The organism is Nostoc sp. (assembly GCF_036919555.1).
Lineage (GTDB): Bacteria > Cyanobacteriota > Cyanobacteriia > Cyanobacteriales > Nostocaceae > Nostoc.
In genome coordinates, this window is sequence record NZ_JBALCS010000096.1 from 22,112 (window position 1) to 34,226 (window position 12,115).

Annotated in this window: 9 protein-coding genes and 1 pseudogene; 4 read left to right on the top strand and 6 right to left on the bottom strand. The window is 42.8% G+C overall.

What is annotated here, in order from left to right; genetic code table 11:
- Positions 1-206: 206 nt before the first annotated feature.
- Positions 207-1,661, bottom strand: coding sequence for a tetratricopeptide repeat protein (locus tag V7K36_RS26885; RefSeq protein WP_335120732.1), 1,455 nt, complete (start codon positions 1,659-1,661; stop codon positions 207-209).
- Positions 1,662-1,794: 133 nt separating this feature from the next.
- On the opposite strand from V7K36_RS26885, the gene V7K36_RS26890 reads away from it, so the two are divergent.
- Positions 1,795-2,370 (top strand): hypothetical protein, encoded by a 576-nt coding sequence (locus V7K36_RS26890; RefSeq protein WP_335120733.1) that lies wholly within the window; start codon positions 1,795-1,797, stop codon positions 2,368-2,370.
- Positions 2,371-2,606: 236 nt separating this feature from the next.
- On the opposite strand, the gene recG is transcribed toward V7K36_RS26890, so the two are convergent.
- The 5 genes and pseudogenes from recG to V7K36_RS26915 form a co-directional block, all read right to left on the bottom strand.
- Positions 2,607-5,072, bottom strand: coding sequence for an ATP-dependent DNA helicase RecG (recG, locus tag V7K36_RS26895; RefSeq protein WP_335120734.1), 2,466 nt, complete (start codon positions 5,070-5,072; stop codon positions 2,607-2,609).
- Between the two features lie 91 nt (positions 5,073-5,163).
- Positions 5,164-6,024, bottom strand: coding sequence for a hypothetical protein (locus V7K36_RS26900; protein ID WP_335120735.1), 861 nt, complete (start codon positions 6,022-6,024; stop codon positions 5,164-5,166).
- Between the two features lie 243 nt (positions 6,025-6,267).
- Positions 6,268-7,212 carry a translation elongation factor Ts gene (gene tsf / locus V7K36_RS26905; RefSeq protein ID WP_334940695.1) on the bottom strand — a complete coding sequence of 315 codons (945 nt, stop codon included), beginning with the start codon at positions 7,210-7,212 and terminating at the stop codon, positions 6,268-6,270.
- Between the two features lie 217 nt (positions 7,213-7,429).
- Positions 7,430-8,224, bottom strand: coding sequence for a 30S ribosomal protein S2 (gene rpsB, locus V7K36_RS26910; protein WP_300415762.1), 795 nt, complete (start codon positions 8,222-8,224; stop codon positions 7,430-7,432).
- A 312-nt stretch (positions 8,225-8,536) separates the two neighbouring features.
- A pseudogene (locus V7K36_RS26915) lies at positions 8,537-8,864 on the bottom strand (Uma2 family endonuclease); the annotation flags it as partial.
- A gap of 45 nt (positions 8,865-8,909) precedes the next feature.
- Between V7K36_RS26915 and V7K36_RS26920 the strand changes: the two are divergent.
- The 3 genes from V7K36_RS26920 to V7K36_RS26930 all read left to right on the top strand — a co-directional run bounded on the left by V7K36_RS26920 (position 8,910) and on the right by V7K36_RS26930 (position 12,076).
- Positions 8,910-10,388, top strand: coding sequence for a sensor histidine kinase (locus V7K36_RS26920; RefSeq protein ID WP_335120736.1), 1,479 nt, complete (start codon positions 8,910-8,912; stop codon positions 10,386-10,388).
- 209 nt (positions 10,389-10,597) lie between these two features.
- Positions 10,598-11,086 carry a DUF2267 domain-containing protein gene (locus tag V7K36_RS26925; protein ID WP_335120737.1) on the top strand — a complete coding sequence of 163 codons (489 nt, stop codon included), beginning with the start codon at positions 10,598-10,600 and terminating at the stop codon, positions 11,084-11,086.
- A 306-nt stretch (positions 11,087-11,392) separates the two neighbouring features.
- On the top strand, positions 11,393-12,076 hold the full coding sequence (locus V7K36_RS26930; protein WP_335120738.1) for a hypothetical protein: 684 nt from the start codon (positions 11,393-11,395) through the stop codon (positions 12,074-12,076).
- Positions 12,077-12,115 lie beyond the last annotated feature (39 nt).

Sequence of the window (12,115 nt, forward strand, 5' to 3'; positions counted from 1 at the left end):
ATTAGTAACTCCTGCAAGGATTGCTATATTTATCAAAAATGGGGAAGCAAAGCCTATGATATCAACAATTCAAATACAAAGATATTAACTAAAGCAAAAGATGAGCAAACCATGCACGATCGCCTTGCCAACGCTCCTTGGATGATGCTCACAGCAAGACTTCACCAATGACGGAATTGGGAGCTATTTCTTTATAGGCCACGTCTTCACTCCTTGTGATCAAAGTCATCATCTACCTCATTGTCCAATTTCTCGCTGGTTTCTGCATCAAAATTGTTTTTTAAATCAACGTTTTCAAAATCATCTGTATTGCAGCCATTTTCCATGAAATCACTAATGTCCTCTTTAATGGCTTTGCTCATCTGGATAATCGCTTTTCTACAGTCTTTTGCATTTTCAATCATCTCCATTTGCTGATACAGCTTAAAAGCTTCTTCATAAGCAGAAATAGCATCTGAATAATGGTGTAGAGACTCTAGAGCCAATGCTAAATTAAACCTACCATTAACTTCAAATTGATTATGATGACTATGGTGAGCAGCTTCTATTCCGCGCTGAAGGAAAGAAATAGCTTGTTCATACTTTTCTAGCTGGCAGTATGTGTCGCCTATATTAATTAATGACCCTGCTGCTCCTTGAGGATCATTAAGCTTTGATTTAACTTCTAACGAGAAATGATAATAATCAATAGCTAATTGGTACTGCTTAAGTTTACTGTAAATCAAGCCTAAGTTATTGAGTGCATTCGCTTCAAATTCTCTGTTACCAATTTCTCTGGCGATTTCTAAACCAAGTCGGCTATAATCAAGTGCTTCTTCATAGTTTTCTAAATAAAAATAGGCGAGACCCAAATTTACAAGAGAACCAGCAATGTTATCTATATCATCAATTTCCTCAGCAATTTCCAAGCAATTTTGATAATGTCCAATGGCTATTTCGTGATTTCCCATCCGATCATGAGCATCGCCTAAACAAGCAAGTGTAGTTATAAATTCCCATTTTTCGCCTTTTCGGGGAATCCAAGATTCTATTAATCGCTCATAAAGAGCAATTACGATATTTAAGTACCCATGCGAACTCAAGAATTTATAAACACAATTTTCATAATCATCAGTATCAAAAATTGTGTAAAAAGCTTTTGTATAATTTTCAGAATTACAGAGATTGTGAAAATTATCAATATAGGGTTGAACTTGCTCAATTGTCTGCCATGTGTACTCTTTAATTAGGCTTATATCTTCTATGTTTTTGTTGACTTCATAATTAGGTTCATCTTTTTGATCAAAACTAGAAACACTTGATTGAGAGATTTTTTTATAATTACTAAGAATTAGATAACGAGCTTTTGTAGGTGTCATATTTCCCTCTGTAGTTTCATCCGGAAAAAGCATTTTAATAAGATCGTAAGGCTTCTTTAAATAGTCCGTTACTGCCGTAGTTGCAATGTTTAGTTCTTTAGCAATCTGATCGTGAGGTGAGCCAATAGCAATAGCTTTTAAACATCTGTGTTGTTGACGATTCAATCCATCTCCACCATTGCAATTCAATAGATCCTGGTAAAATCTATCCCATTCGTATAACTGGTAAACCTCTGATGAGTCTTCCTTTAACTTATCTGTAAACTTTGGCATCGGTTCAATGTCTTTGTATTTACTGCTCAAGGTTATCAATTTCTTTGGATGATAGACCACCCACAAAATTACCCACAAAATTGCCCACGTTTGTGGGGAGACTTAGTTGGGGTTTTCCAGATAGGTTGTAAACATATAAATAAACGAATCTGGAGAAAGTTAAATGACGGATCATTACAACGCAGTCTACACTAGCTATGCAAAATCCAACCAGGCAGATTTTCACCAATCTGAATTCTTTAGTGGAGATAAGCATTTCTTCACTGCCGACTTTGAGCGAGGAGAACTGATAAGTGGTTACGCCCTATCTATCATGGAATTGGTGCGTGGTATTTTGGGCGAAAACTACTGGTACTTCGCTGAATTTCCTTTGCAAATAGCCTGTCCTAAACGGGAAGGGGTTTACTTAGAGGACAAAACCTTGTGGCAATTCTGGGTTAACTCTAGGGTAGACATTATTGTGATGAACCCTAATTTGGGTGAACACTGCCGTAAAGCTTGTCTAATGTTGGAATGTCAGTCTCCCTGGCATGATCTGGAAGATACTCAACGGCGCGATCGCACCAAATTTGATATGATCGCCTCTACAAAAACTCCTCTAATTTACGTTCGTTATGCCGACTACCCTAGAATTTTGCGTTTTTGGAGTCAGGGTAATAGCGATGAGGTGTTTTATAATCCCTTTACTCAAGACGGGAAGACACAGTTGAAAGAATTCTTCACACGCTACTGTCTGTGAATTTGGAGCGATCGCTGAAGTTTAACTTAACGCTTTCCTCTCCACTTCTAGCAATGTGCCTACGTTCGCCAGTAGTTGGATTGTGCTTATCTTTTTCCCAACTTGGTTGCACCGATTACAAATTGTATTCCTGCTCCAACTTGCGAATTACCGCTTCACTTCTGCGATCGTTCCAGCTATCAGAAATTGTAGTGCCATCTATATCTAGTAGCTGTTCATCACCAAGACAAGATAAATTAAGTCAAAATCGCCCCACCCATCAATCGCTCATACCGATACTTCAACTCTTCTTTCATCAAATACCAGCGCTCTAAAGTTGCATCCATCTCTATTATTTTCTCAGCTGCTTGCCGCGCTAAAAGTAAAACTTCCTCATCCTCAACCAAACTCGCCAAGGTAAAATCTGGCACTCCAGATTGCCGAGTTCCCAGTACTTGCCCTGGTCCACGAAAACGCATATCCATCTCAGAAATGAAAAAACCATCCTGAGATTGTTCCAACACTTTCAGCCGTTGTTGAGCATCAGGACTTCTAGAACTGCTCATCAACAGACAGTAAGACTGAGCCGCGCCACGACCGACACGCCCCCGCAGTTGGTGCAGTTGCGATAAACCAAACCGCTCTGCATTTTCAATGAGCATTACTGTAGCATTAGGTACGTCTACACCAACCTCAATAACGGTAGTAGAAACCAAAATTTGCGTTTGGTTATCACGAAATTTGGTAATCGCTTCATCCTTCTCGGCTGAACTCATGCGACCATGCAGCAGCCCCACTTGAAAGTCGGAAAAAATGCTTTCTTGTAGCTTTTGATGCTCGTCAATAGCCGATCGCAAATCCAGTTTTTCTGATTCTTCCACTAACGGCAAAACCACGTAAACTTGTCTATCTTGGGCAATTTCTCGGCGAATCAGGTCGTAAGCATGGTTGCGTTGCTGACCCGACAATACTGTTGTCTGAATCTTTTGTCGCCCTGGTGGTAACTCATCAATTTGGCTGACATCCAAATCCCCGTGTATCGTCAGTGCCAAGGTTCGGGGAATCGGGGTAGCTGTCATAGTTAACACATGGGGTTGCTCGCCTTTTTGCTGCAAACGCGCGCGTTGTTCTACACCAAAGCGATGCTGTTCATCAATCACCACTAACCCTAGTTGCTGGAAATTTACGGGGTCTTGAATCAAAGCATGGGTTCCCACTAACAGGGGCAATTCACCAGTTGCTAACTGATAATGTATTTGTCTTCGTTTAGCAGTTTTAGTAGAACCTGTCAGTAATTCCACTGGTAAATGCAAGAGATTAAACCAGCTAACTAACTTGCGATAGTGTTGTTCTGCCAAAACTTCCGTGGGAGCCATCAGTGCCGCTTGGTAGCCGGATTGAATTGCCGCGAGGATAGCTAGCACGGCGACGACCGTTTTACCAGAACCGACATCACCTTGCACTAAACGATTCATTGGTGCGGGTTTTTGTAAATCGTTGAGAATGTCGTTGAGAACTCGTTGCTGTGCGCCAGTGAGTTGAAAAGGCAGTATTTCGTGGAATTTCTCTACAAGTTGACCGCGTGGGACAAGGATGGCGCTGGTTTGAATCGCCCTTGCTTGCTGCTGACGTTGCAGTAAACCAAGTTGTAGGTAGAAAAATTCATCAAAGACTAGGCGACGACGGGCAACTTGTAGGGCGGCGCTATCACTAGGAAAATGGATATTAGCGATCGCATCTTTCAATTCCATCAAACCATACTTCTGTCGCAAACCACTTGGCAAGGGGTCTTTCATCTGAGCCGCAGCAGGCAAAGCCGCAATTACCGCCTGTCGTACTGTATTCGCCACCACGCCCTCAGTCAGCCCATAAATTGGTACCACCCGCCCAATATTCAGCGACTCAATCGAATCTCCTGGATTTGCCAAAACCTCTAGTTCTGGATTATCCAGTGTCAAGCCGTATTTACTTTCTTTCACCAACCCACACGCCGCCAGAATACTACCTACTGGATAACGGCGTTTTAAACTTTCTTGCCAAGCTCGACTGCTAAAGCGCGTACCTGCGTAAAAACGACCAATTTTGATTTGACCACTGTTATCTTTGACAACCAGTTCTAAAATTGATAATTTCTGATTTTTAGGGCTACTAAAGCAGTTGCAACGCTTCACAGTTGCCACTAGTGTCACCGTCTCACCCGCCTGTAACTCACGGATATTCACCTGACGCGCATAATCAATGTGGTCACGAGGATAGTAAAAAAGTAAGTCGCGGACGGTGTGTAAACCAAGCCGTGCCAAATTATCAGCTTTTTTGAAGCCTATTTCTGGTAAATCGCTGAGTTTTTGTTCAATTTTCGGTGCAAGCCTCCGACTCACCTCAGCAACGATTGGGGATTTTGGATTTTGGATTTTTTTCCCCTGCTCCCCTGCTCCCCTACTCCCCTCCTCCCCCTGCTCCAGTTGGGAGAGATACCTACGAGTCTCTGCTACTAAGTGTTGTCTTTCTTCCAGTGCAAGATGTGGATAACTAGCAAATTGCACCGCTAGTCCTTGCCAACGGCGGCGTTCAGTTTGGGGTAAGCCTGTTGGGAATTTGCCCAAAGTTAGGCTCAGAAATTCACTGAAGCGGTATTGTCTGCCCACCAAGTCTATAAAGCCACGTTCGGCTTCTATTGCCAAGGCTTTGTGCAATCTTATCCAGTCTGGTTTTTCATTAGTCATTGGTCAGCAGAATTAGGAGTTAGGAGTTAGGAGTGGGGAGTTAGGAGTTAGGAATAAATAACTCATAACTCATAATTCATAACTCATAACTTTATTCAAACCAACTAGCACGCCATGCAGCTTCAGCATCAGCGATCGCTCTTTCTCGATGTTTCTTTTGATACTCTCGTCCTAGCTTGTTTAGCTGAACTAAAATACTGCGGATTTGCCTGCGCTCAGAGGAGAGTGTCACATCAGCAAATTCAATTTCCCCTAGCCGCAGGTTAATAGCCATGATTTGCGTCAGTCCCGAATCTTCTGACTGCTGCTCATTTTCAATTTCAATTACTAAGTTTAATAAGTTGGGTGGTCCTGGCATTACCTCAGCAGATGCTTCTGATGCAGCCGCAGCCGCAGCTGCTAAAATCGGTTCTGGCAATTTTTTGGGCAATATCCCAGCTTTTTGTAATAAAAGATTAGCATCATGCGAAAGTTTTTTCAGTATCTCTTGCGTTACCTCTTCTAAGTTCTGTTGCCATTTTGCCAGTTCTATAGGATTAGAGGTATCGGCGGTAAGAGGCTCAGGGGTAGATGTGCCCAGAATCACAGGAGTTACTCCTCCATCTCCCTCATCTTCCTCATCTCCTTCATCTCCCTCATCTTCCTCATCTCCTTCATCTCCCCCTGTTTCCTCACTTTTAATATAAGTGAGCAATTCCTCAGATGCCAGTTGACCCAACTTGCGGATTGCTTGTTGCAATTGTTGGCGCTGATTCAATGATAAATGCAGGAAGTTTTCGGGATACCCCTGAGTACAAAGGTGGTAACTCGCCAGAATCAACTGTTTTCGTACAGCTAGCCCCAAGATGTTTAGATAACTACCATAAGCGGTTTGTAGTTCTGTTGCGATCGCCCGAATCGCTTCTTTGAGTGCTGCAATATCCCGTTCAATTCGCTCGATTGCTCTTGCCATATCTTTTCGTTCTTGCCCATGTGAACTATTACATAGTACAAATGTACGAATTTATTTTAGTATAACTTTCCAGAGGATTTTAGATTTTAGATTAAATGGGATATTTCGCGTCTCTACTAAAAAAAACACAGGTCAGGCTATTTGCTTGACCTGTCCTTTAAGCAGTTAGGAGTTAAGAATTATGAGTTATGAATTATCAAGCTAACTTCCTATTAACTCCTAACTCCTAACTCGTAACTAATATTACATGCTCCCAATTTGGGCAGCAACTTCATCAGCAAAGTTACTTTCTTGCTTTTCAATGCCTTCGCCCAGTATATAGCGGACAAAGCGACTAATTTGAATGTCTTCGCCTAATTGCGCCTTCACTTGCTTCACCAAGTCTTCCACGGAAATACTTTGATCGCGAATGTAAGGCTGATCGAGCAAAGCCAATTCTTTCAAGCGTTTTTCAATCCGTCCCTGAACAATCTTTTCTTTGATGTTATCTGGCTTGTTCGCCAAATCATCCTTGCCCATTTCAATGTCTTTTTCTTTTTGGGCAATTTCGCTAGGGATTTGGTCTACACTCACATACTCGACATTTGGGCAAGCTGCAACTTGCATTGCAGTGTTCCGTGCCAAGGTTTGGAACTCTTGATTAGCAGCCACCCCCTCAGTTTGGGAACCCAGTTCTACCAATACCCCAACTCGACCGCCAGTGTGAATGTAGCTTTCTACTATACCTTGCGTGCCTTCTGCTATTGCAAAATTGACAAAGCGACGCACTTGGATATTTTCACCAAGCGTGGCAATGGTTTGCTTGATAAATTCTTCTACAGTCACGCTTTCATGATCAATATAGTGTTGAGCCAACAAAGACTCAACACTATCGGCTGTCGCTGCTTGCTTTGCTAGGTTCTTAACTAAAGCTTTAAAAGCCTCGTTACGAGCTACAAAGTCGGTTTGGCAGTTGACTTCTATGAGTACACCCACCCGACCTCCGGGCTGAATGTAAGTGTCTACTAGACCTTCTGCCGCAATGCGATCGCTTTTTTTCCCCGCCGTAGAGATGCCCTTTTTCCGTAGCCAGTCTACGGCTTCTTCTATGTTGCCGTCAGTCTCTTTCAGCGCATTTTTGCAGTCCATCATGCCGGCACCAGTTTTTTGGCGTAGCTCTTGGACGAGTTTTGCAGATATTTCCGCCATGTTGCCTCAATTCCTAACTTGACCTCGAGTTGTAATCGCTCACGGGTGTTGAGTATTTCTATCTTACTCAGGGCTGGGGGAGAAAAAATAATGAAGTTATAAGGTATGAGTTTTTTGACCTATACCTTAGCCTACGAGTTGCCGCAGGCTAGGGCGGCTTGCTGCTATTCTGCCAGCCACCGCCCTCCCTCGGACATTTGCTTCACCCCTGCTTTACTTATTCCTCTACTTCCTCGTCGGGAATTACGGCGTCAGTATATTCGCTTTCTTCGTAGTCTTCGTCATACTCACCGCCTTCGTAATCTTCGTCATACTCTTCAGCATCCAGCTGACCGTGACGACCTTCATAAATGGCATCCGCCAATTTTCCGACTATCAGCTTAATTGACCTGATAGCATCGTCGTTTGCTGGGATGGGGATATCTACTACATCTGGATCACAGTTTGTATCCAGCATAGACACAATCGGAATATTCAGCTTTTGGCATTCTTGAACTGCGTTATATTCCCGCCGTTGGTCTACAATTACCACGATATCAGGCACTTTCCGCATTGTTTTAATGCCGCCCAAGTATTTCTGAAGCTTCGTCATTTCACGACGTAGCATTGATGCTTCTTTTTTCGGTAATAAATCTAGTGCGCCAGTTTCCTCACGGCGTTCTAAATCTTTCAGACGGTCTACCCGTGTTTTGATGGTTGCCCAGTTGGTCAACATTCCGCCCAACCAGCGTTGGTTAATGTAGTGGGAACCACAACGGGTGGCTTCTTGGGCAATAATTCCAGCTGCTTGCCGCTTGGTGCCGACGAAAAGAAATTTCTTCCCTTGTTCAGCGTGCGATCGCATATAGTTATAGGCATTATCCATCAACTGGGCAGTTTGCACCAAGTCGATAATATGCACACCATTGCGGGAAGTGTAAATGTAAGGAGACATTTTTGGGTTCCAACGCCGGGTCTGATGCCCAAAGTGAACCCCTGACTCCATCATTTGAGCCAATGAAACGACTGGCATATATTTTCTAACTCCGATTCGGGTTAAACCTCCATCCAAGTGCATCTCCCAACTGGGAAACACCCGAATTCTTAGATGTGCGAGATTAGTTAACCATACTAGGTTAGCACATTGGTCAGAGTTGTTGTTGGTTGACAGAGTGAGGGCGAGAAAATAGCGCTGCCCACTCAACAATTGAGCAGGGCTATGGTTATAGTGATGAAAATCTTGCTGTTTTAAACGCCTTCAGCAGCGATCGCCACACTCATTTATAGTAAAAAATACTCAGTAGAAAAAGCTTTCCCCTTTCCCCCTCTTTTTCATACCCTGGAATTACTGAATATTATCGGGGTCTACATTGAGCGATCGTAATCTTGCCTTTAACTGATACTATCTGCAATTCTGCCTGTTCAGCTCGTTGGCGTTCCTGTTCTACCAGTTCTTCTGCCTGCTGTCTTCCTAAAACTTCCTGCCGTAAAGCCTGTACCAGTTCATCAGGAATCAGTAATTTTTCCCCTGTATCCTCTCGATAAAACCCAATTAGCATTCCCTCAACCACCAAGTGCAGTTGTAACGGTTCACTGCGTCCATCTTGTATAGGTTCGTAGATTTCTCCCCGCAGGCGATAGCCACGTAACTGTTGTTCCACCCACTCGCCTTTAGAAAAGTGAGTTACTTGTAATGTAGGGATATTCAGTCAAAAAATATGTTTCAGGCTACTCGCCGCCGTCTGGCAATTTGGTATACTGCCGTCACTGCCGTATTACTACTACTGTTTGCCAGTGGCGTTTATTTATATGTCCGTAGTACACTGATTGAGCGGATTGATGATACCCTTAACCATGTAGTGGAAATAGTCGAGCGATCTTTGGTGATTGAGCCAATCAACAACCATGCTGATCGATTCCGCATTAATGTAGAAGCTAGTTTTCGTGACAATACCGGCACTGTAGAAGATGACCACATTGACCTAGAGTGGTTTAGTCCGACTGGTAAGTTACTTTGGTCAACTTTATCCGAACCTTTAAATATTCCCATTCATGCCAACCCAACTGGTGAAACTGTCCGCGTAGTCAAGGGAGAGAGTGAAAATTCAAAATTCCTCACTCCCCATTACCCCTTATCCCCAGAGGGGACCCCACCTTCCCCACTCCCCACCCCCTACTCCCCACTGTTATTACGCCAAGTCACACAACGGGTAGAAGTGAGACGACAAGTATTAGGATATCTGCGTGTTAGTCATCCCTGGTTTGAAGTCACTAAACCCAGTCGCCAGTTAATTTTTGATTTGGCGCTAGGTATTGGGTTAATGGTGCTTTCTGTCGGCGCAAGTGGCTGGTTTCTTTCGGGTAAAGCGATGGAACCTGTAGATGAGTCTTATCAACGCCTCAAACAATTTACTGCTGATGCTTCTCACGAACTTAGAAGTCCCATTACTTTGATTCAAACAAATGTGCAAGTTGCCCTTGCTGACTTGGATTTAGCAGAGGCAGAAGCGACTACTTCTTTGCAGTATCGGCAACAATTAAAGATGGTGGAACGGTTAACGCAGCGTTTGGGTAAGTTAGTCAATGACTTACTGTTCCTAGCACGGCAGGATAGTGGTATTAGCAAAGATACTTTTTCAGCTTGTCCGATGGACGCTTTGCTAATGGAGGTGGTTGAAGAACAACAATTGTTAGTCCCTGAAAAAGAAATCGCCCTTTCTTTAGACTTAGTTGATCCTCCCGCCTCCGAAACTAGTCCCGAATTACTAGAAAATTGGTTTACCCTTGTGGGCAATTGGGATCAACTGGTGCGGCTGTTCACAAATTTAATTGCTAATGCCTTGCATTACAGTCCAGCAGGTGGGCGGGTGAAAGTTGAATTGGCGCGGATAGAGGGAATAAATCGCGTTTCTGGATTACGTTACACCAGCGCCCAATTGCAAGTTAAAGTGAGTGATACCGGAGTTGGAATTCCAGCGTCAGCACTACCACGCTTGTTTGACCGCTTTTATCGGGTAGATCCGGCACGTACTCATACAACTGGGAATACAGCTACAGCCAGCGCTACTGGTTCAGGATTGGGATTAGCGATCGCTCAAGCTATTGTCGAACATCACCAAGGCCATATTCAAGTTGAAAGTACCCAAGGCATTGGTACAACGTTTACTGTCACTTTACCAATAACTCTTGAGTCTTAATTCGGTGAGAAATTTTTGTTTCCTGTGATAGATGTAGAAAAGTAAATAAATTTACTACTTTATATAACAACAGTTGCAATGTTTAGCCATTTATTGAATTGCTACAGTTTGATATTTATACTCTTCCTTATTTGCTGGGGTAGTTATAAACGCTGATATTTTATTTTGGCAAATATGCATCTATCAATAATAATATTTTGGAGGGTTAAATGCCAACTTCTTCCAGTGAGATAAAGGAAAAAGATATACCATTTTTGGAAAAAGTCAAGGCTGAAAGTGGTTTGCCTGATCTTTACGATGCTAGGGACATCACCGAAGTAGTATTCCGGGTAATGCGCGATCTGATGACTACAGAAGCTGCTGACCGAGTTGAGGAAGAACTGCAAAAACCAGCTGAAATCACCGATGATAAATCGCTGCAAATGGATATTGCAGACCTGTGGCACGATACAAATCCAATTGTCGGATTTTTAAGTCGAGTGCGTCCACCTTGGCAAGGTCCTGGCATCTTTAAAATTAATAGCGATCGCTTTTTATTTCGGGTGGCAAATGAAGGGGGAATGCCACCAAATGTAGAACGCGAACAGGTAGTTAAAGCGGTATTTTCTGCAACTAAAGACGAATTATCGCCAGAACGAATTCAAGAAATTGCTAGCTGGCTACCTGATCAAGTTCGCCAGCTTTGGGAAGAAGCTTAAAGCCATTGAGCTATTGAAATATTGTAGCTAAAATTCTTGAGTTATGAGTTATGAATTATTTTAGATTCATAACTCATTACATTTTTTGGTTAATTTTTGGCTTTCTCACTAATGATTCAGCTTTTTCTGCCTTGGGGATAAAAAAGTTCTGTCTAACTTTAGAGTATTTTCAAGTCTCTGGTTAGATACAAAAAATAGAGTTACTTGCTAAGGTTGGATGTGTGTTCTGGCGGGTTAAGCCTAATTTAATTTACTGCTTTAAAAAACATTTAAGAGAGAAAAATCAATTTTTTCTAGGAGTCAATTATGAAGTCTCAAAAATTTCCTAAGTCCTCTGAGTTATTTGGCGCTATTTGTGGGGGCTTACTGATTAGTCTGTCAGCAATTCCTCAAACATTAGCACAACAATCTACTCCCAAAGTTAACCCTTGTCCGAAGATTTTTTACGAAGAACCACATAATAGTCAGGTTGTAGTACCACAGGGATGTCCTCCCAATGCGCTAACACAAAGACTAGCTGCTCAAGGACTTCTTCCTGTCCCTGCTACCCCATCACAAAGCCAAAGTCAAGTTCCAGCAGAACCAGGCGTCAGTTCACCAGTCCCAGCCCCTGGAGATCAAGGTCAACAGCCCATACCAGAGGGGGGTTCCACTAACCAACCACCACAAACACCGATCGCGACGATCGCACTGAATAATGGTAAAGTTAATATCAGGTTTGTTAATGATACTGTGGCTAATATAACTTATCAAGTGATTGGCGATACGGCACCGCGATCGCTACAAGGTAAGTCAGATGTAATATTGCAAAGTTTAAAGGCACCAATAACGGTGACATTTCAACGAGAAGATGGCGGACAGTTGCTAGTGACTCCACAACCCTCTTCAGAGCCAGGAAGCTTGGAAGTTAGATTTAATGAAGCTACCGATGCAGCACAGGGTAGAAGTGCTATGAGAATTGAACGAAACGGTTCAGTCTTCTTGAATTAATCAAATAGTGCGAAAATTGTAGTAGGGCTATTTCGTTCT